This is a genomic window from Rhodococcus jostii RHA1 (assembly GCF_000014565.1).
Taxonomy (GTDB): Bacteria; Actinomycetota; Actinomycetes; order Mycobacteriales; family Mycobacteriaceae; genus Rhodococcus_F; species Rhodococcus_F jostii_A.
Map to the genome: position 1 here is coordinate 3,214,511 of NC_008268.1, position 24,945 is coordinate 3,239,455.

The window sequence follows — 24,945 nt, forward strand, 5'->3', positions numbered from 1 at the left end:
GGCACTCACGTCAGGAGAGGTGCTTCGGCTGGGGGGTCGCCTTGTGGAATCGGTCCGATCCGACCTGGTCCTGGCTCGCCTCCGGTGGGTATTCGGCGCTGTATTTGCCGGCGTGTTCGACGGAGACGATGACGGACTTCGACGTGGGACAGTTGCTGCCGACCGCCGTGGAATCGAGTGGGACGAGCGGGTTGGTCTCCGGGTAGTAGGCGGCGGCCGAACCCCGGGGCGTGTCGTATTCGACGATCCGGAAGTCGTGGGCGCAGCGGACCCGGTCGTCGTCTGCCCAGTGGGTGAAGAGGTCGACCATGTCGCCGTCGTCGAATCCGAGGGCGGCGATGTCGTCGCGGTGCAGGAAGATCACGCGACGGCCGCCCTCGATTCCGCGGTAGCGGTCGCTGAGCCCGTAGATCGTGGTGTTGAACTGGTCGTGGCTGCGGATCGTCTGCAGGATCACGTGCCGCGGGGGCACCTGCAGCACCTCGATCGGGGACACCGCGAATTCGGCGCGCCCCGAGTGGGTGGGGAACGTCCGGGAATCGCGCGGCGGGTGCGGCAGGACGAATCCGCCCGGCCGGCGGACGTTCACCTCGTACCCCTCACAGCCGGGCACCACCCGCGAGATGTGCAGGCGGATGTTCGCGTAGTCGTCCCGCATCTTCTTCCACTCGAGACCGTAGCGGTCGCCGATCGTGGCCTCCGCGATGCGGGTGACGATCCCCACCTCCGAATCGAGGTGCGGACTAGCCGGTTTCAGCGGACCCCGGGATGCGTGGACCGAACACGTCGAGTCCTCGACCGAGATGAATTGCGGTCCGCCGGCCTGGACGTCCTGCTCGGTGCGGCCTTTCGTCGGCAGGATCAGGGCGGTGTCACCGCACACGAGATGCGAGCGGTTGATCTTCGTCGAGATGTGGACCGTCATCCGGGTCTTGCGCAGTGCGGCGGCGGTGACGTCGGTGTCCGGGGCGGCCTGGACGAAGTTGCCGCCCAGCCCGAGGAAGAAGTGTGCCTTGCCGTCACGCATTGCCCGGATGGAATCGACGGTGTCGTACCCGTTCTCGCGGGGCGGATCGAAGTCGAACTCCTTGGCGAGCGCGTCCAGGAAGTGTCGCGGCGGACGCTCCCAGATCCCCATCGTGCGGTCGCCCTGCACGTTCGAGTGCCCGCGCACCGGCAGTAGCCCGGCACCGGGTTTGCCGATGTTTCCCTGGGCGAGAGCGATATTGGTGACTTCCTTGATGATCGCCACCGAGTTGTGGTGCTGGGTGAGTCCCATCGCCCAGCAGAACACAGTGGCGTCGGAATCCCGCAGGAGCCGGGCCGCGTCGGTGATCTGCTCCCGCGACAGCCCGGTCGTGCGGGTGACGACGTCCCAGTCGATGTCGGTGACGTGCTGTTTCCACAGCTCGAATCCGATCGTGTGCTGGTCGATGAACTCCTGATCGAGGGCATCCCATTCGACGAGCAGTGAGCCGAACGCCTGGAGCAGGGCCAGGTCGCCGTTCAGTGCGATGGGCAGGTGCATGTCGGACAGGTCGGTGCCTGGGCCCACCATGCCGCGGGGCGTCTGCGGATTCTTGAAGTTGACCAGACCCGCCTCACGGAGCGGGTTGATCGACAGGATCTTCGCGCCGTTCTGCTTCGCCTTCTCCAGCGCCGACAACATCCGCGGATGGTTGGTCCCCGGGTTCTGCCCCTGCAGCACAATGAGTTTCGCCTGATAGACGTCGTCCATCGTGACGCTGGCCTTGCCGATGCCGATCGACTCCTGCAGCGCGATGCTGGTCGATTCGTGACACATGTTGGAACAGTCGGGCAGATTGTTCGTGCCGAACGCGCGGACGAACAGCTGGTACGCGAACGCCGCCTCGTTGGACGCCCGGCCGGACGTGTAGAAGATCGCCTCGTCCGGACTGTCCAGGGCGTTGAGCTGATTCCCGATCAGGGCGAATGCCTCGTCCCATTCGATGGGTTCGTAATGCGTTCCGCCGGGCCGCTTCACCATCGGATGCGTGATCCGGCCCTGCTGCCCCAGCCAGTGCTCGCTGTGGCAGTCGAGTTCGGCGATACTGTGGCGGGCGAAGAATTCGGGTGTCGCACGGTCGCGGGTGGCTTCTTCCGCCACCGCCTTGGCTCCGTTCTCACAGAACTCCGCGGCGTGGCGGTGGCCCGGCTCCGGATCGGGCCACGCGCAGCTCATGCAATCGAACCCCTCGGCCTGGTTCAGTTGCAGCAACGTCTCGGCCGTACGGACCACGCCCATGTGCTCGAGCGCGCGCTTCATCGACACCGCGACGGCAGTCGGGCCGGCCGCGTGGTCCTTCGGGGGCCCGACCTCGAGATCGGCCTCGTCGTAGTCCCGTTCCTCGTCCTTGTGTCGCATCGTTCAGCCTTTCGTCAGGACGACCTCCCCACCAGCCGACCGAGATAGTCGATGACGTCATCGGCCGCGGTGGCCGCGGCGGTGAGCGCAACGTAACCGTCGGGGCGCACCACCACCAGCGTGCCACCGTGTGCCCCGTATGCGCTGCGCGCCAAACCGCGGTCGTCGACGACGTCCACGCCGGGACCGCGGGAATCGCCCACCACCATGTACTTCACGTCGTCGGGCGCGTCCTCGGCCAGGGTCTGCAGGATGTGCCGGGAGCCGCCGCCGAACCCGAGAACAGTGAAGTGCGTCCCCCGGAAGACGTCGAACAGTCGCAGCGGCGTGCCGTCCGGGCTCAGACACGGCGCGTCGGGTGCCCGGTCTCCCGCGCGCAGACCCGTCGTCGCTTCCCCGTCCCAAGACAGTGAACTCCACGGGTAGCCCAGACCGAGTTGCTGACCGTCTTCGGTCACCGCGCCCGCGAACCCCTCGGAGTCCTCGCGTCCGAGGTTCGAGGCCACCTTCTGCAGCCCCGCGCTGCTCACCCCGAGCGTCCAGCGCGCGAGCGGCAACCGTTCCTCCTGGTACGTATCGAGGAGCGACGGGTCCGCGGAGCCGGCCAGGACGAGAGCGAGCTTCCACCCGAGGTTGTAGGCGTCCTGGATTCCCGTGTTCATCCCGAGCCCACCGGCAGGCGGATGAACGTGGGCCGCGTCCCCGGCCAGGAACACCCGACCGTCACGGAAGCAGTCCACCATCCGCACGTTCACATGCCAGGTGGACAGCCACGTCGGTTCGGACAATCGCACGCCCGGGCCGCAGGCGATGTCGTCGAGAACGCGCTGGAAGTACTCGAGCGACGGTTCGGGCAGGTTGCCCTCCTCGTCGAAGTCCGCGAACGGCACGCCCTGGAACTGCCAGGAGTTGATTCCGCGGAACGGGCACAACGCGACGAACCCCTGCTCGGGGTGCGTCCACTGATACCAGCGATCGGGGACCAGGCCGTCGACGGACACGTCGCCGAGGAGCATGCCCTCGATGCCGCCCGTCCCCTCGAACGACACCCCGAGCGCCTTGCGCACCGTGCTGCGCCCGCCGTCGCAGCCGACGAGGTAGCGCGCAATGACGGTCCCGCCGCCGGCGAGTCGGACGGTCACCTTGTCGGTGGTCTGCTCGAACCCGACCACCTCGACACCACGTTCCACGTCGATCCCGAACTCCGACAGCCTTTCTCGCAGGATCTGCTCAGTCCGCCACTGCGGGATCATCAGACCGCCGTCGTAGGGCCGATCGTGCGTGGGCCTCAGGTCCGCGTACGGGTCGCCGTCGCGCACCACCTGGCCGCGCACCGCGACCCGGCTGGGCAGGTGCCGGAACCCGGCCTCGACGATCTCGTCGACGACGCCGAGATCGTCCATCACTTCCTGGCTGCGCGCGGTCAATCCCTTTCCCCGCGAACCTGCGAACGGCTCGGGCGACTTGTCGAGGATCCGCACCTCCACACCACGTCGCGCCAGTTCCAACGCGAGCGTGAGCCCGGTCGGACCGGCACCGGCCACCACTGCCTCGGTAGGGCTCATGGCGTCATCGTATTCGGGACGGCACCGATCCGGCGGGAAAGTCGCTGCACAATCGTCGACGACATTCCCTGCTCACCGGACTCGCGGAGTGATCCTCTCGCTCAGAAGTTTCCGCGGGCGGCTTGTTCGCGTTCGATGGCCTCGAAGAGGGCTTTGAAGTTGCCGATGCCGAAGCCGAGGGAGCCGTGGCGTTCGATGAGTTCGAAGAACACGGTGGGCCGGTCGACGAGGGGTTTGGTGAAGATCTGCAGCAGGTAGCCGTCTTCGTCGCGGTCGACGAGGATGCCGCGTTTCTGCAGTTCGGCGATGGGGGCGCGGACGTTGCCGATCCGGGCCCGCAGTTCGGGGTCCTCGTAGTAGGAGTCGGGGGTGGCCAGGAACTCGACGCCCTCGGCGGTCAGCTGGTCGACGGCGGTGAGGATGTCATTGGTGGCCAGGGCCAGGTGCTGGGCGCCGGGGCCGCGGTAGAAGTCGAGGTATTCGTCGATCTGCGAGCGTTTCTTGGCGAGGGCGGGTTCGTTGAGGGGGAACTTGACCCGGTGGTTGCCGTTGGAGACGACCTTGCTCATCAGCGCGGAGTAGTCGGTGGCGATGTCCTCGCCGACGAACTCGGCCATGTTCGTAAAGCCCATGACCCGGTTGTAGAAGTCGACCCAGTGGTCCATCTTGCCGAGTTCGACGTTGCCGACGACGTGGTCGAGGGCCTGGAACAGGCGCTTGGGTGCCCCGTCCCGTTTGGTGTGGCCGGAGGTGCGGGCGGTGTAGCCGGGCAGGTAGGGGCCGGTGTAGTGGCTGCGGTCGACGAGGGTGTGGCGGGTGTCGCCGTAGGTGGCGATCGCGGCGAGGCGGACGGTGCCGTGGTCGTCGGTCACGTCGTGGGGTTCGTCGAGGACGGTGGCGCCCTGGGCGCGGGCGTGGGCGATGCACTTGTCGACGTCGGGGACGGCGAGGGCGATGTCGACGACGCCGTCGCCGTGGGTGCGGTGGTGGTCGATCAGGGGGCTGTCCGGGTTCACGGCGCCTTTGATGACGAAGCGGACGGCCCCGGATTCGAGGACGAAGCTGTGGTGGTCGCGGTTGCCGGTGGTGGGTCCGGAGTAGGCGACGAGGGTCATCCCGAACGCGGACTGGAAGTAGTGGGCGGTCTGGGTGGCGTTGCCGACCACCCAGACGACGGCATCCCAGCCGCTGACCGGGAACGGGTCGCGGGTGCCGTCGTACTCGACGAGCCCGACCAACTGCTCGAGCTGGCCGAGGTCGAGACCTGCCAGGCGTTCCTTGTCGGTGAGAGTCTGCTCGATCGTCATCGCTGTCTTCCTGGTTCGAGGGACGGGGTGTGGCCTGTTGCCTGGGTCACTACGAAAACCCACCCCGCCCACATAGGCAACCGAGCCAGCAGAAGGTAGCCGCAGTGCCACCTTCGGGGGCCCTGGAACCAATTTTCTTATACAGTCGGACTAGTTGAATCCGCCCGGAGAGGTCTGGCCATGAAGGACGCAGTGCAGTTGGACGAGCTCGACTTCGCCCTTCTCGACGCCATGCACGACGACCCGAAGGCCGGCGTGCTGGAGCTGTCGCGCCGGATCAAGGTCGCGCGGGCCACCGTTCAGGCGCGGGTGCGCAAACTCGAGGAGTCGGGAGTGATCGCCGGGTACGAGCCGCGTCTCGACATCGCGGCCGCGGGGTTCGACGTGCAGGCGTTCGTCACGCTGGAGACCGCGCAGGGCGCACTCGACTCCGTGACGTCGGAGCTGGAGTCGATTCCCGGGGTACTCGAGGCCTTCGCGACCACCGGCTCGGGCGACATCCTGTGCCGCATCGCTGCGGGGTCCCACCTCGGGCTGCAGCAGACACTGATCGATCTGAACAAGTCGAGTGTGGTCGCCCGGTCCACCAGCGTGATGGTGCTGTCGGTGATCGTCCCGTACCGGTCGATGCCCCTCCTGAGGACGCTCGACCGGCCGCGCTCGGCGAAGGCCCCGGCCTATCGCACGACCCCCGCCGAACCGGATTAGCAACACAATCATTGGTTCTGCTACACAAACTGAATAGAAAATCCTGGAACTTCTTTCTCGGTGATGTTCATCGTGGCTACGTGCCGCGCGGCCGGTTGCGGTGCACGAGTGGCGCCCGACACAGTGATCGCCGTAACAGCGCGGGCACCGGCCGAGTACACGGCCGGAGCGCCCCGAGCCCCGGCAGTCGAGAAACCGAGAGAAGCCATGAAGAATCTGCTCACCCGATTCGAAGAGAAGGCCCCCGAGATCGTCTTCGAGTGGCACGACACGGAGACCTCCGCACGCGGATGGACGGTGATCAACTCGCTGCGTGGCGGCGCTGCCGGCGGCGGCACCCGGATGCGTCGCGGTCTCGATCGGCGCGAGGTGGAGTCGCTCGCGAAGACCATGGAGGTCAAGTTCACCGTCTCGGGTCCGGCGATCGGTGGCGCGAAGTCGGGCATCGACTTCGACCCGACCGACCCGCGCAAGGACGAGGTGCTGCGCCGCTGGTTCAAGGCCGTGACCCCGCTTCTCAAGGCGTACTACGGCACCGGCGGCGACCTGAACGTCGACGAGATGGCCGAGGTCGTGCCGATCACCGAGAGCTACGGCCTGTGGCATCCGCAGGAAGGCGTCGTCAACGGGCACTTCGCGGCCAGCGATCGTGAGCGGGTCCAGCGGGTCGGACAGCTGCGGCTGGGCGTCGCGAAGGTCGTCGAGGATGCGCGGTTCACTCCCGATCCGCAGGCGAAGTACACGGTGTCCGACCTGATCACGGGCTGGGGTGTCGCCGAATCGGTGCGGCACTACTACCGGGTCTACGGCGGCGAACTGGCCGGCAAGCGCGTGATCATGCAGGGCTGGGGCAATGTCGGCGCCGCCGCCGCGTACTACCTGGCGCAGTCCGGGGCCCGGATCGTCGGCATCCTCGACCGCAACGGTGGGCTGTCGAACACCGACGGCTACGACTTCGAGCAGATCCGTGCGCTGTTCCTGGCCAAGGAGGGCAACGAACTGCGCGCAACAGGCACGGTGCCGTTCGAGGAGATCAACGAGACGATCTGGAGTTCCGGCGCCGAGATCTTCCTCCCCTGCGCCGCATCACGTCTCGTGACCCGCGACCAGGTGGACCGGCTGATCGCCGGTGGCCTCGAGGTGGTGGCGAGCGGCGCCAACGTGCCGTTCGCGGACGACGAGATCTTCTACGGCCCCACCTACGAGTACGCCGACAAGAGCGTCGCCGTCGTCCCCGACTTCATCGCCAACTGCGGCATGGCCCGGGCGTTCGCGCTGCTGATGGAGGGCGACATCGAGGTGTCGGACGAGGCGATCTTCGGTGACGTCTCCGCCACCGTCGCGACGGCGCTCGAGCGGTGCTTCGCGCGTTCGTCGCAGCCGACCGGAATCGCCGGTACCGCATTCGAGATCGCACTCGATCAGCTCGTCTGACGGCACGGGAGATCCCATGAACACAGTTCACGAGCCACCGAAATCCACTGGCCTTCAGCAGGCGATGAAACCACGCCAGCTGGTGATGATGAGTCTGGGCGGCGCGATCGGCGCCGGACTGTTCGTCGGCTCCGGTGCGGGCATCGCCGTCGCCGGGCCCGCCGTGCTCGTCTCCTTCCTCATCGCCGGATTCCTCGTCGTTCTCGTGATGCGGATGATGGGCGAAATGGTGGCCGCCGACCCCGACAGCGGCGCGTTCTCCGTCCACGCCGAGAACGCGATGGGCCCGGTCGCCGGCCGGACGATCGGCTGGCTGTACTGGGTGCAGGTCGTCATCGTGGTGGCCGCGGAAGCGACCGCGGCGGCGGCGATCACCGCCGCGTCCATACCCGCGGTGCCACAGTGGGCGGCGGCCCTGGCGTACATGAGCGTGCTGACCGCCGTGAACCTGGCGGGCGTCTCCCGCTTCGGTGAGTTCGAATTCTGGTTCGCCGCGCTGAAGATCGTCGCGATCGTCGCGTTCCTGGCGGTCGGTTCCGCGATGATCCTCGGCTGGATTCCCAGCTTCGACGCACCGGGCCTGTCGAACCTCACCGGCCACGGCGGGTTCGCCCCCAACGGTGTCACCGGCATCGCGGCCGGCCTGCTGATCGTGGTCTTCGCGTTCGGCGGCACCGAGGTGATGGCCATCGCGGCCGCCGAGACATCGGAACCGCGACGCAACGTGAGCCGGGCGGTGCGGTCCATCGTGTGGCGGATCCTGGTGTTCTACGTCGGTTCCGTCCTCATCATGGTGACCGTGCTGCCGTGGACCGCCGACGAACTCGCGACGGGACCGTTCGTCGCGGTCCTGAACGCCGCGCACGTGCCCGGTGCCGGTGCCGTCATGACCGTCGTCGTGGTCATCGCACTGCTGTCGTCGCTGAACGCCATGCTGTTCAGTGGTTCCCGGATGATCTACTCGCTGTCCGAGCGCGGGGCGGCGGCCAAGGTGTTCGGCCGGGTGTCGGGCAACGGCGTTCCCCGCGTGGCGGTGCTGGCGTCGGTGACGTTCGGGTTCGTCACCGTCGTCCTCAACTACCTCGCCCCGGATCGTGTTCTGCCGCTGCTGCTCAACGCGGTCGGCTCGACGATCCTGGTGTTGTGGACGTTCGTCACCGTCTCGCAGATCGTGTTGCGGCGGCGCGCCGAGAGGTCGGGCCGAACGGATCTGCCGCTGAAGATGTGGGGCTTCCCGTATCTGTCGTATGTCGCCCTCGCGCTGCTGGCCGCGGTCGCGGTGCTGGCGTTGTTCGACGACGCGGCAGGCAACCAGTTGTTCGCGACGCTCACCTTCACGTGTGCGATCACAGTGGCCTGCTGGGTGCTCGGACGCAGGCAACGCGGTGCGGCCGCCGACTCCACGCCGGAGAAGACGCCCGAGACCGTCGGCTGAGACGACACCGCGGTCTCACGGATGTCGAGGGGTCATCCGTGAGACCGCGGCGGTCTCCCGCTGAGCGGACACCTTCCGGTCGCCGCACGTCCCCGCGGCCTACCGTCGGCTGCACAGACGAAGGGCCGGGAATGACCACACATCCAGACGTTTTCGCTACAGCCACGCTGGGCCCCATCACGTTACGCAATCGCGTCATCAAGTCGGCCACGTTCGAGGGCCGCACTCCCGACGCGCTGGTCACCGACGAACTGATCGAGTTCCACCGCCGGCCCGCGGCGGGTGGGGTCGGGATGTCGACGGTGGCCTATTGCGCCGTGGCGCCGGAGGGTCGCACCGAGCGCGGGCAGTTGTGGATGCGGCCGGACGCCGTCCCCGGACTGCGCAGGCTCACCGACGCCATCCACGCGGAGGGCGCGGCCGCATCCGCCCAACTCGGGCACGCCGGACCCGTCGCGAACGAGAAGTCCACCGGACTGGCCGCGCTCGCACCGTCGCGGTCGTTCAACCCGCTCAGCATGCGGATGATCCGCAGGGCCACCACCGCCGACATCACCCGGATCACCGCCGCCCACGGAACCGCGGCACGGATCGCCGTCGAGTCCGGATTCGACGCCGTCGAGATCCACTTCGGCCACAACTACTTCGCCAGTTCGTTTCTCAGCCCGAAGCTGAACCGTCGCGCCGATATCTACGGCGGATCACTCGAGAACCGGGCCCGGGTGGTGCGGGACGTCGCCCGGACCGTGCGCGACGCCGTCGGCGGCCGGGTCGCGATCCTCGCCAAGCTGAACATGGACGACGGCGTCCCCGGTGGGTTCTGGCTCGACGAGGCCATCCAGGTGGCCGGACTGCTGGAGCAGGACGGCAGTGTCGACGCCCTCGAACTCACCATGGGCAGTTCACTTCTCAACCCGATGTACCTGTTCAAGGGCGACGCGCCGGTGCGGGAGTTCGCGGCCGCCATGCCGCAGCCGGTCCGGCTCGGCGTCCAGTTGGCCGGGAAGTCCATGATCCACGCCTACCCCTACCGCGACCTGTTCATGCTCGAGCACGCACGCCAGATCCGCGCGGCGGTGACGCTGCCGCTCGTCCTGCTCGGCGGAGTCACCGACCGTGCAGGCATGGACACCGCCATGGCCGAGGGCTTCGAATTCGTCGCCATGGCCCGGGCGCTGCTGCGCGAACCGGACCTGGTGAACCGCATCCGGTCCGAGCCCCACACCCAGTCGTTGTGCATCCACTGCAACAAATGCATGCCCACCATCTTCAGCGGAGCGCGCTGCGTGCTCGTCGAGTGATCACCAGCTCGTCTGCGCCAGAACCGCATCCAGCGCCGCGTAGCTCTCGTTCATGCCGCCTTCCATGCCGGACTGCAGCATGCCGTCGCGCTCCTCGGGGGTGTGGAACTGGCTGACGACGGACAGCTTGGTGCGCCCGTCCCCGAGGTCGGTGTAGGTGTTGTTCTCGACGATGACGTGGCCGGGCATGCCGTCCCACTCGAACGTGTACACCAGGCGCTCTTCCGGGGTGATCTCCCGGAATCTGCCCTCGAAGCCGTGGGTTTCGCCGTCCGAATGTTCGACGAAGCGCCAGTGCCCGCCGCGCTCGAATTCCCATCGTTCGACGTCGAGTTCGTTTCCGCGGCCCCACCACTGGGCGAGGAGTTCCGGTCTCGTGAATGCGGCCCACACGCGGTCGCGGGGAGCGTTGAACATGCGTTCGACGTGAATCTCCCGGTCCGTCGGCGTCGAGACGGTCGCGGTTGTGGGAGTCTGCGAGGTGCTCATGACGTGCCTTCCGTTCGATTGAGGAATTCGTCCAGACGGTCCAGGCGCCCGTCGAGCGACAGCTGGTAGTCGCGGATCCAGGCCACCTCCCGCTCGAGGGAATTGGTCCCCAGCATGCAGTACCGCACCCGGCCACGCTTCTCGGTCACGACCATCCCCGCCTCTTCGAGCAGTCGCACGTGTTTCTTGACGCCGGTGAGGGTCATCTCGAAGAGTTCGGCCAGGTCACTGATCGAGCAGGCGCCCTCGCCGAGCCGACGGAGGATCCCACGTCGCGTGGGGTCCGCCAATGCGGCGAACGTGGCATCGAGAGCCGAATACTGAACCATCGAGTTCAGTGTTGCACCGACCCTGGACTCCGTCAAGGCCCGGCCCCGGGGATCCACGAGGCGCGAACGCACTCGGATAAGCTTGGGCCGTGGTCCACCGATGACAGCGTCGCCCGACGAACACGAAGAGGCGATCCGCGATCGCCCGCACAGCCGCGTCTCGCCCGCGAGAACGCGCCGCAATCCGGCACTTGTCCAGGCCGACATCCTGGAAGTCGCGACCGCAGAGTTCGCCGAGAAGGGCCTGTCCGGCGCCAGCGTCAACGAGATCGCCGAGAAGACGCAGACCACCAAACGCATGATCTATTACTACTTCGGCGGCAAGGAAGGCCTGTACACCGCCGTTCTCGAGCGCAACTACAAACTCATTCGCGAACTCGAACACAAGGTAGACCTCGAACACGCCGAACCGGTCGATGCACTGAGATTGATCGCGCAGTTGACGTTCGACCACCACGACACCCATCGTGCCTACGTCCGCCTCGTCAGCGGAGAAAACATGATGAAAGGCAAGTACATTCGGCAGTCCGACGAGGTAGCCGGACTCGGGATGCCCGTACTGGCCGTGCTCGAGGACGTATTGCGCCGCGGTCAGGCGGCCGGCGTTTTCCGCCAGGACGTCGAGGCCATCGACGTCCACATGCTCATCAACAGCGTGTCCCTGTTCCGCATCTCCAACCAGTACACCTTCGATGCGCTGTTCCAGCGCGATCTCGCCGCGGACGAGCTCCGATCGCACTTGCGCACCGTCATCGGTGACGTCGCAGTCCGGTACGTCTGCATCTGACGGCACACAAGCCCCTCCACGCGCCTTCCGCTCCTGATAGGAGCGGTTTGTCGCGTGCTTTGTACCCACTGGACACTTTTTGGTCCGTGAGGTACAAAGCTATTGCGCCTGTCACATTCCGTGCGCTAGATTCAGGATCTGCGCAGGACGAACTTCCGTTCGCCATACGAACGCCAGTCGGGCGGTGCCATGCACGCACAGAGGAGAGACCGAATGACGACGACCATCGATGCCACGGGCACCGGTCCTCGGACAGACCTGCACAAAGTCAAACGAGCAGCCACTGCCGCCTTTCTCGGCAGCATGCTCGAGTACTACGAGTTCTACATCTACGCCTCCGCGGCCGCCCTGGTCTTCGGCAAGGTCTTCTTCCCCTCGTCCAGCGCCGCCACCGGAACTCTGCTGTCGCTGGCGACCTTCGGAGTCGCGTACATCGCCCGGCCCATCGGAGCGGTCCTGCTGGGACATCTCGGAGACCGCGTCGGACGTAAGAAGATCATGCTGTTCACGCTCGGATTGATGGGCACGGCAACGTTTCTCATCGGATGCCTGCCCGAGTACAAGCACATCGGAATCTGGGCGCCGATCCTCCTCGTCTGCCTCAGGGTGTGTCAGGGAATCTCGGCAGCCGGTGAGCAGTCCGGAGCCAATTCACTCACGCTCGAGCACTCCCCGGAACACCGGCGAGCCTTCTTCACCAGTTGGACCCTCACCGGCACGCAGGCCGGCTTCATCCTTGCCACGCTGGTGTTCCTCTCCGTAGCCACCCTGCCGGAAGACCAGCTTCTCAGCTGGGGATGGCGGATCCCCTTCCTCGCCAGCGCCATCGTCGTCTTCGCCGCATACATCGCGCGACGCAAGCTGGAGGAGCCGGAGGTTTTCACCGAGAATCGCGAAAACGGCGAACTCGAACGCTTTCCTGTCGCGACACTTCTGCGCACTCATGCGACCGATGTGCTGCGAGTGATTCTGTGCGCGTTCCAGTCGGTCGGCGGCACCATCTTCTCGGTCTTCGGACTCGCGTTCGCGACCAGTGCCGAGGTCGGCATCAGTCGTCCGACCATGCTCTGGGCGGCCGTCGTCGCCAACGTCGTCGCGTTGTTCATGCAACCGTCGTTGGCCGTCCTCGCCGACCGTATCGGCCGCAAGCCGGTGTTCATCAGCGGCGTCGTCGGTCTTGCTTTGTCGATCTTCTTCTACTTCTGGGCGATCGCCACCGCGAACGTGGTCCTCATCTACGTCGGCGCGATCATCTTCACCGGAATCTGCTACAGCGCACCGAACGCCATCTTCCCGTCGTTCTATGCCGAGATGTTCAACACGAAGGTGCGGTTCTCCGGAATGGCACTCGGCACCCAGATCGGTTTCGCCTTCGCCGGTTTCGCGCCCACCATCGCGTGGACGATCGTCGGCGACAGCCGCACGAACTGGATTCCCGTCGCCATCCTGGTGGCCGTCGCGTGCCTGATCTCGGCAGTGGCGGCCTCCACCGCACGCGAGACGTACAAGACACCGCTCGGTCAGCTCGGCAAACCCATCGCCTGACCCCTCACCCCCACCATTCGACGTTCTCGAGAGAAGGAACAACATGTCCCCCGCACGCCTGAAAGTCGGAATCGTCGGTTGCGGCAAGATCGCCATCAATCACGCAAAGGCTCTGCACGCCATGCCCGAGGTCGAACTGGTCGCCTGCAGCGACACCGACCAGGCCAGAGCCGACTCCTTTGCCGCCACACACGGAATCGCCCACGCCTACGACGACCTCGACGCACTGCTCGGCAGCGGTCTGGACGCCGTCACCATCTGCACACCGCACCCGACCCACGAAGCGATCGTCCTCGCGGCCGCCGAACACGGACTGCACGTTCTGTGCGAGAAGCCGATCGCGATCACGCTCGACGAAGCCGACCGCATGGTCGAGGCGACGGCCGCCGCGGGAGTGAAGTTCGGCGTACTGTTCCAGCGCCGGTTCTGGCCTGCCGCTCAGCGCATCCGCGCTGCGATCGATGCCGGCGCGCTCGGCGGCGCACCCATTGTCGCGACCTGCACCGTACGACTCGGCCGCGACCGCGACTACTACACGTCCGATCCGTGGCGCGGCCGCTGGGACACCGACGGCGGAGGTGTGCTGATGACTCAGGCCATCCATTACATCGACATGCTGCAGTGGTTCATGGGCGACGCCGTCGAGGTGAGTGGTCACGTGGACACCCTGGTGCACGGTGACTACATCGAGGTCGAGGACACGGTCGCGGCCACCGTGAAATTCTCGTCCGGCGGACTCGCCACTATCACGGCCGGCACAACTTTCACACCCGGCCTCGGTACTCAAATCGTGGTCGGTGGACGCAACGGGCACACCGTGAGCCTGACGGAATTTCCCGAGGGGATGCCCGCAGTCAACGACATTTGGACCGTCGAGGGCGAGGAGGCGTACCAGCAGATGCACTCGACGGACATCGAATCGGACCCTCCGCTCTCGCAGATTCATGTCGGTCTCGCCCCGTTCCATCAGATGCAGATCGAGGACTTCGTCCATGCCGTCGTCGAGGACCGTGCTCCCGCGGTTTCCGGACGCGATGCTCGCCGCGCTCTCGAGATCGTCCTCGCCATCTACGAGTCCTCCCGCACCGGGCAACCCATCGCACTCACCTCGGGCGCGCTCGCCGGCCTGCAGTAATTGCATCGCAACATTTTTCACACAGTCAGGTGAGGACCACACGATGAATTCACCGACCTTCATGGTCGTCAACGGACCGAACCTCAACATGCTCGGGGCGAGACAGCCCGAACACTACGGTCATCACACCCTCGACGACGTCCGCACACTGTGCGAGCGGACCGCCGAACCCCTGAATATCGAACTGGCTTTCTTCCAATCGAATCACGAAGGCGAGGTGATCGACCGCATCCACCGGGCACGAGGATCCGCACACGCCATCGTGATCAACCCCGGCGCGTGGACCCACACGTCCGTGGCCCTTCGCGACGCTCTGGTCGTTCCGGAGATCCCGATCGTGGAAGTTCACATCAGCAATATCCATGCGCGCGAAGAGTTCCGCCACCGCTCCCTCATCTCGCCGATCGCGAACACCGTGATCGCCGGGGCCGGGATCACCGGATACAAGTTCGCGATCGAACACCTCGCTGCCGTGCTGAACCCGGCAGAAGGGAGCGCGACCCGACCATGACCGACGGACCACTGTTGTCGCTCTCACCACTCACAGCCGTCGACGCCTCACCACCGGATCTGGTGACCGCGGCTGCGAGCGCCGGCTTCGACTTCGTAGGAATCCGAGCGAAAGCGGCAGCCACTGACACCCAATGGCCGATGCTCGACGACGGCCCGATGGTGCGGGAGACACGGCGCCGTGCCGACGACCTGGGCATCGAGATCCTGGACGTCGAAGTACTGCGCATCACCGGCGCGGACGATGTGGAGACTGCGCTGCGCCTCCTCGACGTGGCGTCCGCACTGCGTGCGAGCTATGTACTGGTGAACGGCAACGACCCGGAGCCCACCCGACAGGCTGATACATTCGCGCTCCTGTGCCGTGAAGCCGAGCAACGAGGTGTGTCTCTTGCGCTGGAGTTCATGGCATTCAGCCGGATCCGAACCATCGGTGACGCTGCCGCCGTGCTGAGACACGCCACCAGTCCCGTTGCGGTGCTGGTGGTGGACGCACTGCACCTGGCCCGCACCGGCAGCTCTGCCGAAGAGGTCCGGGCACTTCCCGACCACTGGCTCTCGTACGTTCAGCTGTGTGACGCCCCGAAGAAGGCACCACCCGATCACGCGGGTCTGATCACCGAGGCGCGCACCGACCGACTCCTCCCCGGCGCGGGTGAGCTCCCGTTGCACGAATTGATCGACGCATTTCCAGCCGGCGCCGTTTATTCCGTGGAGGCCCCGGTCCTCGCTCACACCGGGTGGGCAGTCGACGTCCGAGCCGACCACGCCTACCGAGCCCTTCGTGACACGGTTCATGCCATGTGATCCCCGGCGGGACGGGCGCCATTCCACGGCATCTCGGTGCCGGTACGGATCGGTAACGAATCCGGACACCCGCCTGTCGCAGCGGTGGACGCCGAAGATCGGGCTCTTCGCCGGCGGTGCCGACCTACATGTCTATCGGGACGGCGGCTGGCGCGTTCTGCACTGCCTGCCGCTCTACAGCGGTCCCGTCGCGCTCGGTTTGCCGGCGCATCCTCGGGTACCGGACCACCCCGTACCTGTTGCTGGTCACGGCGCTGACGACGGTGACGTGCACATTCGTCGAACCGGTGCGGACGACGCTGTTCCACGGCCAGATCAACCTGGTACTGATGCTGTGGGTGCTGTGGGATTTCTCCCGGCCGGAGCGCAGCATCCTGCGCGGGGTGGGGATCGGGCTGGGCGCCGCGATCAAACCGACCCCCGCCTTCTTCGTCGTCGTGCTCCTCGCGCTGCGGCACCCGGCCCGCCCAGAGTCGGCCGGCCCTGACATCGGTCGTGACGGACCCGCCGGCACCGGAACCGTCGGAAGTGTCGTTGCGGAGCGCGTGACGGCCTGCTGTTCCGTACCCTTCACGCACCGTCAGGAATACCCTGGCAAGTACACGCCCCCATGCACCTCCCGGAATCCGCACCGCCCGGAATCGGACCGCCATGAACGATCGCCCGCCGAGTGATTCGACGGTCGCGTCTGGGCCGCCCACCGAACTGGGTCAGGACACCCAGCTGCCGCCGTCGACGACGTCGGGCGCCGAATCGGTGTTCGTCGTGGAGAGCGGTGTCGAGCGCCTCGTCGCGGATTGGGAGTCGTCCGGTTCGCCGGCCGAGCTCACCGAGTATCTCCCCGACACGACCGCGATCAGGCGGGCCGCGTTGATCGAGCTGATCAAGGTGGACCTCGAATACCGGTGGCTGCGGTCGGGCCACCCGAAGCGCATCGCCGACTACTGCCTCGAATTCCCGGAGCTGCTCGCCGAACCTCTGCCACCGGAACTCGTCTACCTGGAGTACCGGGTCCGCCGTCAAAGCGGCGCCGACGTCGATCCCGCCGAGTACGTCACCGAATACCCGCAGCAGGCGGCCCGGTTCGAGACCCTCCTCGAACACGACCGCCGCATGGACCGGCGCACCATCACTGCGGAACTCGGCCCGGGCGACGACCTCGACGTCGGTGAACGCCTCGACGACTTCGACCTGATGATGGAACTGGGTCACGGCGCGTTCGCGCGGGTGTTCCTCGCCCGGCAGCGTTCGATGCAGCGTTGGGTGGCGCTGAAGATCTCCCGGAACATCGGCAACGAACCGCAGACACTCGCGCAGCTCGACCACCCGTACATCGTCCGCGTCTACGACCAGCGGGTGCTGGAGGACCGCCGGCTGCGGGTGCTGTTCATGGAATACGTGCCCGGCGGCACGCTCCTCGACGTGGTGCGGCTGGTCCGCAAGACCCCGCCGGAGCAGCGATCCGGACAGCTGCTGCTCGATTCGGTGGACCGCGTCCTCGCGGAGAGAGGCGAGATCCGGCCCGAGTACTCGAGCGTGCGGGACGAGATCGCCGCGCTGTCGTGGCCGGAGACGGTCGCGTGGATCGGGCTGCGGCTCGCCGACGCGCTCGACTACGCCGAGGAGCACGGCGTCCTGCACCGAGACATCAAACCGGCGAACGTGTTGCTGGGGCTAGAAGGCATCCCCAAGCTGGCCGACTTCAACGTCAGTTCGAGCGACAGCGTCGAGAATCGCGGCGCCGGAGGATTCATCGGCGGCTCCGTCGCCTACATGTCACCCGAACAACTCGAGGTGATCGACCCGAGCATCCACCGGACCGCCGCCGACCTCGACACCCGCAGCGACATCTTCGCGTTGGGCGTGATGCTGTGGGAACTGCTGACCGGGGCGCGGCCGTTCCCGGACGACGACGGGACCACGTCACCGCCGTCGCCTCGCGTCCTTCTCGAGTCGCGACGCCGAGGAGTGGACCCGGAACGATCCGCGCTCCCCGAAGACTGTCCCGCCGCGCTGCGGCGCATCCTGGTGAAGTCGCTCGCACCCGACCGGGACAATCGGTGGTCGAGTGGCCGGAAGCTGACACGGCAGTTCGCGCTGTGCCTCGACCCGCACGCCCGCGATCTCGTCGACCCCGCGCCGGGAAGCGTGCGGTCCACGATGTGGCGGTGGGCGCTTCCCATCGTGATCGCCGCCGTCGGCATCCCGAACCTGCTGGCAGCCGGATACAACTACTACTACAACAAGGTGCTGATCATCGCGACGCTGCCCGTCGAGGCGCAGGAGGATCTCGAATTCGTGCATCTGGTGATCGGCGGGATCGCGTTCCCGCTGGGCGCAGTGCTCATCGTCTACTGGTGTCGACTCGCGCTCACGGTGCCGCGCGGTCTCCGCAACGGCAGAACCTACAGTTCCGAGGTGCTGGAGAAGGCGCGCGCCACTACGCTCGGGCTCGGCCATCGCGCGGTCGTGGTCAGCTTCGGGCTGTGGGTCGTCGCCGGCGTCGCCTACCCGGTCGCCCTGGAGATCACCGCAGGCGGGATTCCGTTGCGCGCATACACGCAACTCCTCGCGTCCCTGGCCGTGTGCGGGGCGGTCGCGCTCGCCTACCCGTTCTTCATCCTCACGTTCTACGCAGTGCGGTGCCTCTGCCCGATCCTGCTGTCGCACGGCGAGTTGCGCGGAAACGACGGACGCAACATCCGGGCCCTCGGCCGGAGTATGCCGCGGTACCTCGCCGTCGCCGCGGCCGTCCCGTTGATCGGGGTCGCCGGGCTCAGCTTCGTCGGCGGAAGCACCGGCGACGCCGTGAACGCGACGGTGCGCGCGCTGTGTCTGGGCGGCATCTTCGCCTTCATCGCCGTGTACCAGTTGTTCCGGCGGATCGAGAGCGATCTGCGTGCGCTCGAGAGGGTCGTGTGGCTGGAGGTGCCGGGGTCGCCGACCAGGCGGCGGTAGGAGCGGCCGGCGCAGATAAAGAAGGCCCCTGACGCTGCCGGGTCGGGGTCCGACAGCGCCATGGGCTCACTGGGTATTTCTCTCGAAGCCCCCTCCGCGTTACACCCCGCGTGTCACGCGCCCGGCGAGACCGCCCATCGTCATGTCGTAGAGGACGGTGGCCAGCTCGTTTCGCCGGTCGCGGAGGTCGCGGCGGAGGTATTCGAGGCTCACCTCGCGGTAGCTGACGGTGAGCACCAGGAGCAGCGCTTCGAGATCGACACCCGGACCGATCGCCGACGGATTCAACGTCACATACGTACGCAACAGGTCGCGGCACCGTTCCTCGATGCGGACCGAACGGTGCGCGGTGAGAGCCAGGTGCGGCGCGTCGTTGAGCAGCGAACCGAGGATGTCGCAATACCTGTCCAGGACGGCGAGGAGCTGGGACTGCAGCGCCGCGTCCTTCAGGAACGTGCCCTTCGCGACGGCCTGCTCGAGCTGCGTCCCGAACGTGGCGGTGGTTTCCTCCATGATCTTGTCGATCAGGACCTCGATGATCTCGTCCTTGTTCGCGAAGTACTGGTACACCGACCCCTTCGAGATCCCGGCGGCCTCGGCGATGGCGTTCGTGCTGCAGCCGGTATACCCCTTGGCCCGCAAAACCTGACCAGTTGCCGACAAGATGCGCGCGACCGTCTCCTGCGACCGCTGCTGGGAGGGGTCTTTCCGCTGGCCAGTGCCCATTCGCTGAATCCTCCCGATCTGCCGCACAATGCGACTTGTACCCGTCCGATTCGGTGGGGTGAACTGTAACTCACAGCCCCTCGAGCGGGGGCCGAGGCACAAAGACGCCCCCTTCGACTACCGAATCGAGTGCACCGCAATGACAGAAACCCAGTCCCGGGAGTCGGCGGCCGGCTTCTCCGACTTCACGCCGCCGCGGCGGTTCGACATGGACTCGGAGTGGGGTCGGCGCTCGATGCGGACGCTGTCGCGGTTCGTGCACGGCGACCCGGCACCCACCGCGGCGGAGCGGGAACTCCACGCCCGGGCGGTGGTCGGTCAGGACGAGATCGGTGCCGCACTGGCGCGGGCCGTCCTCGTCGACAAGACCGTGACGATGGCCCAGTTCTCCCGGGCACTCTCCGACGGCATCGGCAGCGTGCCCGACGCCGCGCCGCCGCTGGTCGCGTTCTTCGATGCAGTGGACAGTCGGCCGTCGTGGGTCGACGACCGCCGCCTCGAGCACGGGGCCGCCGTCTGCCTGCGCAGCGGCATGACCGGACTCGACCTGCTCGCGACCGGTTCGCTGATGAACGGCTACCGCAGCGCGGCCACCTCCCGCCAGCTCGTGGCCACCGGCAGGCTCGTCGGGGACGGCGCCGGTCAGCGGGTCGCCGAGACCGTGCGGTGGTGGTACGAGTGCGTCCTGCCCGGCGGCATGGACCGCGACCGCCGGGGCTGGCAGTTGTCCGTGCACGTCCGGTTGATGCACTCGTTCGTGAACCTGACCCTGCTGCAGGACGAGAGTTGGGACGTGTCCGACTGGGGCATGCCGATCAACCAGTCGGATCAGGCCGGGACGCTCGCCCTCTTCTCGACGACGTTCCTCGTCGGACTCCGATCGCTGGGCGTGTGGGTCTCCGCCGACGAGGGCCGCGACGTCATGCACCTGTGGCGGTACATCGGCTGGCTGATGGGCATCGACGAACACTGGCTGGTCGACGACGAGAACACCGGACGCCGCAACATGTGCCAGATCGGGATGTTCGCGCCCGGTCCCGACGACAACTCCAGGGTGCTGGCCGACTCACTGCAGAAGTCGTGGGCCACCTTCCACTACCCGCATGCAGAGTCCCTGCGACGCCGGCTCAACCGCCAGCGCCTGCTCAGCATCCAGCGGTTGTTCTCGGGCAAGCGTGGCATGCAGGAACTCGGATTGCCGGTCGTGCCTGCCTGGTACGTTCCGCTGGCGCTGGCGGGGAACGGGACCCTGCACGGTGCAGCCAGAGTGAGTCCGGCCGTCCGGGACCGCGTCGGCCGCCGCTCCCGGCGGCGAGTCGAGGCGTGGCTCGCCGCCAACGAGACGACGTCGCGGGCTCAGCGGCGCTGGTAGATGCCGCGGACGTACGCCGCCTGCCCGGCATGCTGCAGATCGTCGGAGATGACGCTGATCAACCGGACACCGAGAGTGACTGGCGGATCCCAATTCTCGTCGACAATTCGGTCGAGGTCGTCCGGGCCGATCGACTGGACGTAATCGACGGTGCGGTCGTGCACGGCATCGTGATACCCCCGCAGGAGGTCGGCGCCGGTCCGCACCTTCGCCACCTCGTCCGCGGAGTGCCCGTAACCGATGTCGGCAACCGGGAACGGGAGGTCGAGGCGCTCCACCCACCCGCCGGACGTCCACACCTGCGCGGTGCCCGCGACACCGGCGACGTGGTCGTCCTGCACTCGCGTCAGATGCCAGATCAGCCAGGCGATGGTGTTCGCCTTCGCGTCCACCCGAAACGTGAGGGCGTCGGCGGGGAGATCGGCCAGAGTGGAATGCACGGTCTCCTGAATGCGATCGAAGGCGTCGGTCAACAGCGCGCTATGGTCCACGATCTTCCTTTCGTCGTGTTCACATCACGTTCCACTATGACCCCCCTCGGGCTCACAGAACCGGCACGACATGTCCCCAGTACCCCGGGCGGCCGCCGACCACCACGGCCGGGCTACGCCGGTGACGATCCGAACCGCCGAGCGTCACGGCTTCCGGAGATCGCGGTATGCGTGGGCTCGGGTACTGATCGTCTCAGTCAGGTCGGTGACCGTGGCGGTTCCGTTTTCATGACACGGACCTTGCGATCACGGCGTCGAGGTACCGGCTCGCGGCGTCCTCGACGCGGGCGCCCTCGGCGACCATCGGCCACGCACCGTCCATGCCGCCGACCATGGCCGCGCGGGAGAGGAACCTCTCCCAGAACGCCGGTGACCCGAACTCGCCGCGCCACTGCAGGGCGGGAAGGGTGACCCGGTGCAGGGTGTGCTCGTGGGTGGTCCCGATCGCGCCGTGCACCTGGTGGACGTTGCGCACCGCCACGGCCAGGGCCTGCGAAACGACGCTGCGCGCGACCGCAACGCGGAACTGGGACAGCTCGCCGTCGAGGTCGTCGGTGAGGGCGTCGGCGAGCGCGGTGTCCACGGCAGCGCGGGCCAGCACGGACTCGGCGGCGATGTCGACGACGAGGTTCTGCACGGACTGGAACTTCGCCAGGGCGCGACCGAACTGGCTGCGGGCGGTGGTGTGCTCAATCGCCGAGGCGAGCATGCCGTCCATCGCGCCGACGCACTGCAGTGCACGGGCGAGCGCGCCACGCAGGACGTACGCCTCGACGGCCGCGGTGGGTACGGGTGACCAGGAGATGCCCTCACCGACGGTGACAGAGCCGGTCGGCACTGCCGAGATGCCCTCAATGGTCGTGATCGTCAACCGGTCGGTTGGCACGTCCGCGAGCTCGTGGGTATCGCCGGCGGGGCGCACGCACACGACGGTGGCGGTGGCACCGGCCCACGGGACACCGTGCGCGGTCCCCGAGGAATCGAGCAGCGCGACGGTGGCGGTGGAGTCGGACGAGTCGTCGATCCCGGCGGCGCGCCGGAGCGGCCCGGCCAGCAGGTCGGTCTCGGCGTACGGGACGGCCACACCGGCGGCAGCCGCGGTGCGCAGGAGCGCGGCGGCTTCGGCCCAGCCGGCTCCGCTGCCCCCGGCGTCCTCGGGCGCGGTGAGCCGGGCGACGCCGACCTCCCGCAGAGTCGACCACACGGCGTCGGCGTCGGGCCGGACGTCGGGGCCGGAGAAACCGGAGACGACGTCGGAGAGCATCGCCTGCAGGTCCTCGTCGACGGAGAGGTCGACGGTCGTGGCGGTGGTCATCAGCGCATCCCCAGTCCCCGCGCGATGACGCCGCGCAGAATTTCGTTGGTGCCGCCGCGGAGCGTGAAGCCCGGGCGCTGGTGGAGGCCCGCGCGCAGCAGGCCGTGGATCTCGGCGACCGCGGCGGTGCCGTTCGTGCCGGCGAAACCGGGTGCCAGCTCGTCGCCGAGCCGGGTGGAGACGGTGTCGACGATGTCACCCTCGGTGGCGGTGCCGAGCAGCTTGACGAGGGCTGCCGGAGTGTCGGCGGGTTCACCGCGCTGCAGCGCGCCGGCGATGTTCTGGCTGAGGTTGTGCAGTCCGGCCATCCGGGCCACGGTCCGGCCGAGGTCGCTGCGCTCGGGCAGGGCTCCGGTGGAGATCGCACCGATCTCCGCGGCGAACAGGCGGAACGAGGAGAGGAACCGTTCAGGGCCGCTGCGCTCGAAGGCGAGCTCGGAGTTGACCTGTTCCCAACCGTTACCGAGTGTGCCGAAGACCATTGAGTCCGCCACGAAAACGTCCTCGAGGACGACCTCGTTGAAGTGGTGGTCCCCCGAGAGGGAGACGATCGGCCGGATGGTGACGCCCTCGCTGCGCAGGTCGACGATGAACTGACTCAGACCCGCGTGACGGTGCGAGGTGTCGAGCGGTTCGGTGCGGCACAGCGCGATGAAGGCCTCCGCGTGCTGGGCCCCGGAGGTCCACACCTTGGTCCCGGTGATCCGCCAGCCGCCGTCGACCTGAACGCCCTTGGTGCGGACACTGGCCAGGTCGGAGCCAGAGTCGGGTTCGGACATGCCGATGCCGAAGCAGCACTCGCCGGCGGCGATGCGGGGCAGGTAATCGTGCTTCTGCTCCTCGGTACCGTAGCGAAGCAGGGACGGGGCGATCTGTCGGTCGGCGACCCACTGCGCGGCGACGGGGGCGCCCACGGAGAGCAGTTCCTCGGTGACGACGAAGCGCTCGAGGTGGGTTCGGCCGCGGCCACCGAACTCCGTGGGGATCGTCATCCCGACCCAGCCGCGTTCGGCGAGGCGTCGGGTGAAGTCCTCGTCCCAGCGGGTGAGCCAGGTGTCGATCCAGGGTATGAACCGCCCGGCGTCGACCTCCTCGGCGAGAAACGCGCGTACCTCGGCACGCAGGGCGTTCATCTCATCGGTCGCCACCGTGGTCGGTGGCGCGAGAGTCGAACTCATGGGGCCTCCTGATGAGTCCTGCCCGGGCGGCGCCCGGGCGATCGGGGTCGACTGTGCCGCTGTTCGGGGAGTGCGCACAGTCAAATCAAGGGTTAGTCCAGACCGCGGGTCGCCCTGCCGCGGAGGATGCCCCGCATCACTTGGAAAGTGTCCCAGAAACGCCAGAGATACACAATAGCGAAGCAGACTACGTATATACGCTATCTGTTGAGCGCGAATGCATTGCTACGCTTTCGCAATGACGGAAACTTCTCCGGCCGCCGGTGCCGTACCTTTCGAGCAGGTTCCCGAGCGTCCCCGCCATCGCATGATCGACCGGGTCGCGGCAATCCTCGAACTCGTCGCCCGCTCCGGTGCCGGTCTCACCCTCACGGCCGTGGCAAAGGCTCTCAACGCCCCAGTGAGTTCGGTGCATGGGCTGCTCAACGGTCTCGTCGCCGTCGGCTACCTCGACGAACGCGACCGTGTCTACACCCTCGGTACAGCGCCCTACCTGCTCAACGTCATCGCGGGACGCCCCCCGGTCACGTCGATAAGTCACGAACAGCTCCAGCAAGTGCACGCCGAGGCCGGACTGACCATCGCGCTGTCCACCTCGGTGGGCGACGACCTGTTCTACGTTGACCACGTCTCCTCTGAACCGGAGTACGCGTACCTGGCGGAGAACCGCCTGCGGCGCTCCCTGCTGCGCACGTCCGCGGGGTGGCTGCTACTGGCCGACCGCGAGCAGCGCGACATCTGGGCCTACCTCAACTCCCGCCCGGTGGCCGACGCCGACTACATCGAGCAGTTCCTCTATGCCCTCGAGGCACTACGGGCCACCGGCGTGTGTGCAGCCCCGGGCGTGGCTGTCGAACACGGTGACGGCGTGTCGGTGGCTCTCCGGGAACGCGGCCGAACCATCGCCACACTCGGTGTGGTCGGCGTTCGCGAGACGATCATAGAGCGGCGCGACGAGCTCGCTAAGATCTGTCTCCGGCACGCCGAGGAGTGGGGCTTTCGCTGACCGCTAGGCGCGCGACTCCGTGCGAATGCCGAGTGCACGAACGTTCTCACAAGATGTAGGACGAACGCGATCTCTCGGGTCAACGCCCCTGATACTTGCCGGCGCGTTTGCCCGCGAACGCCGTCAGCGCCTCACGGTGGACCTCGGTGTGATGCGCGAGC

Annotated in this window: 22 protein-coding genes; 13 read left to right on the forward strand and 9 right to left on the reverse strand. The window is 67.1% G+C overall.

From position 1 onward, the window contains the following. Positions 1 to 10 precede the first annotated feature (10 nt). From RHA1_RS14790 to hppD, 3 genes are all read right to left on the reverse strand, one after another. Positions 11 to 2,386 carry an FdhF/YdeP family oxidoreductase gene (locus RHA1_RS14790; protein ID WP_011595707.1) on the reverse strand — a complete coding sequence of 792 codons (2,376 nt, stop codon included), beginning with the start codon at positions 2,384 to 2,386 and terminating at the stop codon, positions 11 to 13. A 14-nt stretch (positions 2,387 to 2,400) separates the two neighbouring features. Next, a complete protein-coding gene (locus RHA1_RS14795; RefSeq protein WP_050787306.1) occupies positions 2,401 to 3,951 on the reverse strand; it encodes an FAD-dependent oxidoreductase in 1,551 nt (516 codons plus the stop codon). 101 nt (positions 3,952 to 4,052) lie between these two features. Beyond that, a complete protein-coding gene (gene hppD / locus RHA1_RS14800) occupies positions 4,053 to 5,258 on the reverse strand; it encodes a 4-hydroxyphenylpyruvate dioxygenase (protein WP_011595709.1) in 1,206 nt (401 codons plus the stop codon). Between the two features lie 180 nt (positions 5,259 to 5,438). Between hppD and RHA1_RS14805 the strand changes: the two genes are divergently transcribed. The 4 genes from RHA1_RS14805 (at position 5,439) to RHA1_RS14820 (ending at position 10,136) form a co-directional block, all read left to right on the forward strand. Next, positions 5,439 to 5,966: an Lrp/AsnC family transcriptional regulator gene (locus RHA1_RS14805; protein ID WP_011595710.1), complete on the forward strand. Its 528-nt coding sequence runs from the start codon at positions 5,439 to 5,441 to the stop codon at positions 5,964 to 5,966. A 207-nt stretch (positions 5,967 to 6,173) separates the two neighbouring features. Further along, on the forward strand, positions 6,174 to 7,400 hold the full coding sequence (locus RHA1_RS14810) for a Glu/Leu/Phe/Val dehydrogenase dimerization domain-containing protein (RefSeq protein WP_050787307.1): 1,227 nt from the start codon (positions 6,174 to 6,176) through the stop codon (positions 7,398 to 7,400). A gap of 16 nt (positions 7,401 to 7,416) precedes the next feature. Continuing rightward, on the forward strand, positions 7,417 to 8,835 hold the full coding sequence (locus RHA1_RS14815; RefSeq protein WP_011595712.1) for an amino acid permease: 1,419 nt from the start codon (positions 7,417 to 7,419) through the stop codon (positions 8,833 to 8,835). 131 nt (positions 8,836 to 8,966) lie between these two features. Further along, the gene (locus RHA1_RS14820) at positions 8,967 to 10,136 is read left to right on the forward strand and encodes an NADH:flavin oxidoreductase (protein ID WP_011595713.1); all 1,170 of its coding nucleotides are present in this window, start codon (positions 8,967 to 8,969) and stop codon (positions 10,134 to 10,136) included. Here RHA1_RS14820 and RHA1_RS14825 read toward each other — a convergent pair whose 3' ends face one another. Both RHA1_RS14825 and RHA1_RS14830 read right to left on the reverse strand, forming a co-directional pair. After that, positions 10,137 to 10,625 (reverse strand): SRPBCC family protein, encoded by a 489-nt coding sequence (locus tag RHA1_RS14825; protein WP_011595714.1) that lies wholly within the window; start codon positions 10,623 to 10,625, stop codon positions 10,137 to 10,139. Next, positions 10,622 to 10,954, reverse strand: coding sequence for an ArsR/SmtB family transcription factor (locus tag RHA1_RS14830; RefSeq protein ID WP_009475820.1), 333 nt, complete (start codon positions 10,952 to 10,954; stop codon positions 10,622 to 10,624). Before RHA1_RS14830 ends, RHA1_RS14825 begins: the two co-directional genes overlap by 4 nt. Before the next feature lie 100 nt (positions 10,955 to 11,054). Here RHA1_RS14830 and RHA1_RS14835 point away from each other — a divergent pair, with 100 nt between their 5' ends. The 7 genes from RHA1_RS14835 (at position 11,055) to RHA1_RS14865 (ending at position 18,696) form a co-directional block, all read left to right on the forward strand. Then, positions 11,055 to 11,741, forward strand: a complete 687-nt coding sequence (locus RHA1_RS14835; RefSeq protein WP_011595716.1) for a TetR/AcrR family transcriptional regulator — start codon at positions 11,055 to 11,057, stop codon at positions 11,739 to 11,741. Positions 11,742 to 11,954: 213 nt separating this feature from the next. Further along, entirely contained in the window at positions 11,955 to 13,286 is a 1,332-nt protein-coding gene (locus tag RHA1_RS14840) for an MFS transporter (RefSeq protein WP_011595717.1), read from the forward strand. A 43-nt stretch (positions 13,287 to 13,329) separates the two neighbouring features. Then, a complete protein-coding gene (locus RHA1_RS14845; RefSeq protein ID WP_011595718.1) occupies positions 13,330 to 14,421 on the forward strand; it encodes a Gfo/Idh/MocA family protein in 1,092 nt (363 codons plus the stop codon). A 43-nt stretch (positions 14,422 to 14,464) separates the two neighbouring features. After that, on the forward strand, positions 14,465 to 14,932 hold the full coding sequence (gene aroQ, locus RHA1_RS14850; protein ID WP_011595719.1) for a type II 3-dehydroquinate dehydratase: 468 nt from the start codon (positions 14,465 to 14,467) through the stop codon (positions 14,930 to 14,932). Then, positions 14,929 to 15,738, forward strand: coding sequence for a sugar phosphate isomerase/epimerase family protein (locus tag RHA1_RS14855; protein WP_011595720.1), 810 nt, complete (start codon positions 14,929 to 14,931; stop codon positions 15,736 to 15,738). The genes aroQ and RHA1_RS14855 overlap by 4 nt, the downstream gene beginning before the upstream one ends. A 128-nt stretch (positions 15,739 to 15,866) precedes the next feature. Continuing rightward, positions 15,867 to 16,412, forward strand: a complete 546-nt coding sequence (locus RHA1_RS51820) for a glycosyltransferase family 87 protein (RefSeq protein ID WP_011595721.1) — start codon at positions 15,867 to 15,869, stop codon at positions 16,410 to 16,412. Further along, positions 16,390 to 18,696: a serine/threonine-protein kinase gene (locus RHA1_RS14865; RefSeq protein ID WP_011595722.1), complete on the forward strand. Its 2,307-nt coding sequence runs from the start codon at positions 16,390 to 16,392 to the stop codon at positions 18,694 to 18,696. Before RHA1_RS51820 ends, RHA1_RS14865 begins: the two co-directional genes overlap by 23 nt. 99 nt (positions 18,697 to 18,795) lie before the next feature. Here the strand turns inward: RHA1_RS14865 and RHA1_RS14870 are convergent, their stop codons facing one another. Then, the gene (locus RHA1_RS14870; protein WP_011595723.1) at positions 18,796 to 19,422 is read right to left on the reverse strand and encodes a TetR/AcrR family transcriptional regulator; all 627 of its coding nucleotides are present in this window, start codon (positions 19,420 to 19,422) and stop codon (positions 18,796 to 18,798) included. Positions 19,423 to 19,561: 139 nt separating this feature from the next. Between RHA1_RS14870 and RHA1_RS14875 the strand changes: the two genes are divergently transcribed. After that, positions 19,562 to 20,794 (forward strand): oxygenase MpaB family protein, encoded by a 1,233-nt coding sequence (locus RHA1_RS14875; protein WP_041811452.1) that lies wholly within the window; start codon positions 19,562 to 19,564, stop codon positions 20,792 to 20,794. On the opposite strand, the gene RHA1_RS14880 is transcribed toward RHA1_RS14875, so the two are convergent. From RHA1_RS14880 to RHA1_RS14890, 3 genes are all read right to left on the reverse strand, one after another. Continuing rightward, the gene (locus RHA1_RS14880; protein WP_009475824.1) at positions 20,779 to 21,285 is read right to left on the reverse strand and encodes a mycothiol transferase; all 507 of its coding nucleotides are present in this window, start codon (positions 21,283 to 21,285) and stop codon (positions 20,779 to 20,781) included. The genes RHA1_RS14875 and RHA1_RS14880 overlap by 16 nt on opposite strands. A 226-nt stretch (positions 21,286 to 21,511) precedes the next feature. Next, a complete protein-coding gene (locus RHA1_RS14885; RefSeq protein ID WP_009475826.1) occupies positions 21,512 to 22,600 on the reverse strand; it encodes an acyl-CoA dehydrogenase family protein in 1,089 nt (362 codons plus the stop codon). Beyond that, positions 22,600 to 23,778, reverse strand: a complete 1,179-nt coding sequence (locus tag RHA1_RS14890; RefSeq protein WP_009475827.1) for an acyl-CoA dehydrogenase family protein — start codon at positions 23,776 to 23,778, stop codon at positions 22,600 to 22,602. Before RHA1_RS14890 ends, RHA1_RS14885 begins: the two co-directional genes overlap by 1 nt. A gap of 238 nt (positions 23,779 to 24,016) precedes the next feature. On the opposite strand from RHA1_RS14890, the gene RHA1_RS14895 reads away from it, so the two are divergent. Next, the gene (locus tag RHA1_RS14895) at positions 24,017 to 24,784 is read left to right on the forward strand and encodes an IclR family transcriptional regulator (protein WP_172651884.1); all 768 of its coding nucleotides are present in this window, start codon (positions 24,017 to 24,019) and stop codon (positions 24,782 to 24,784) included. Positions 24,785 to 24,945 lie beyond the last annotated feature (161 nt).

What these genes read in the sequence shown, in the direction of transcription:
- RHA1_RS14825 (WP_011595714.1), bottom strand. Translation starts at nt 10,625, where the DNA reads ATGAGCACCTCGCAGACTCCCACAACCGCGACCGTCTCGACGCCGACG.
- RHA1_RS14820 (WP_011595713.1), top strand. Translation starts at nt 8,967, where the DNA reads ATGACCACACATCCAGACGTTTTCGCTACAGCCACGCTGGGCCCCATC.
- RHA1_RS14815 (WP_011595712.1), top strand. Translation starts at nt 7,417, where the DNA reads ATGAACACAGTTCACGAGCCACCGAAATCCACTGGCCTTCAGCAGGCG.
- aroQ (WP_011595719.1), top strand. Translation starts at nt 14,465, where the DNA reads ATGAATTCACCGACCTTCATGGTCGTCAACGGACCGAACCTCAACATG.
- RHA1_RS51820 (WP_011595721.1), top strand. Translation starts at nt 15,867, where the DNA reads ATGTCTATCGGGACGGCGGCTGGCGCGTTCTGCACTGCCTGCCGCTCT.
- hppD (WP_011595709.1), bottom strand. Translation starts at nt 5,258, where the DNA reads ATGACGATCGAGCAGACTCTCACCGACAAGGAACGCCTGGCAGGTCTC.
- RHA1_RS14805 (WP_011595710.1), top strand. Translation starts at nt 5,439, where the DNA reads ATGAAGGACGCAGTGCAGTTGGACGAGCTCGACTTCGCCCTTCTCGAC.
- RHA1_RS14810 (WP_050787307.1), top strand. Translation starts at nt 6,174, where the DNA reads ATGAAGAATCTGCTCACCCGATTCGAAGAGAAGGCCCCCGAGATCGTC.
- RHA1_RS14870 (WP_011595723.1), bottom strand. Translation starts at nt 19,422, where the DNA reads ATGGGCACTGGCCAGCGGAAAGACCCCTCCCAGCAGCGGTCGCAGGAG.
- RHA1_RS14840 (WP_011595717.1), top strand. Translation starts at nt 11,955, where the DNA reads ATGACGACGACCATCGATGCCACGGGCACCGGTCCTCGGACAGACCTG.
- RHA1_RS14890 (WP_009475827.1), bottom strand. Translation starts at nt 23,778, where the DNA reads ATGAGTTCGACTCTCGCGCCACCGACCACGGTGGCGACCGATGAGATG.
- RHA1_RS14875 (WP_041811452.1), top strand. Translation starts at nt 19,562, where the DNA reads ATGACAGAAACCCAGTCCCGGGAGTCGGCGGCCGGCTTCTCCGACTTC.
- RHA1_RS14790 (WP_011595707.1), bottom strand. Translation starts at nt 2,386, where the DNA reads ATGCGACACAAGGACGAGGAACGGGACTACGACGAGGCCGATCTCGAG.
- RHA1_RS14895 (WP_172651884.1), top strand. Translation starts at nt 24,017, where the DNA reads ATGACGGAAACTTCTCCGGCCGCCGGTGCCGTACCTTTCGAGCAGGTT.
- RHA1_RS14830 (WP_009475820.1), bottom strand. Translation starts at nt 10,954, where the DNA reads ATGGTTCAGTATTCGGCTCTCGATGCCACGTTCGCCGCATTGGCGGAC.
- RHA1_RS14855 (WP_011595720.1), top strand. Translation starts at nt 14,929, where the DNA reads ATGACCGACGGACCACTGTTGTCGCTCTCACCACTCACAGCCGTCGAC.
- RHA1_RS14885 (WP_009475826.1), bottom strand. Translation starts at nt 22,600, where the DNA reads ATGACCACCGCCACGACCGTCGACCTCTCCGTCGACGAGGACCTGCAG.
- RHA1_RS14845 (WP_011595718.1), top strand. Translation starts at nt 13,330, where the DNA reads ATGTCCCCCGCACGCCTGAAAGTCGGAATCGTCGGTTGCGGCAAGATC.
- RHA1_RS14835 (WP_011595716.1), top strand. Translation starts at nt 11,055, where the DNA reads ATGACAGCGTCGCCCGACGAACACGAAGAGGCGATCCGCGATCGCCCG.
- RHA1_RS14795 (WP_050787306.1), bottom strand. Translation starts at nt 3,951, where the DNA reads ATGAGCCCTACCGAGGCAGTGGTGGCCGGTGCCGGTCCGACCGGGCTC.
- RHA1_RS14865 (WP_011595722.1), top strand. Translation starts at nt 16,390, where the DNA reads ATGAACGATCGCCCGCCGAGTGATTCGACGGTCGCGTCTGGGCCGCCC.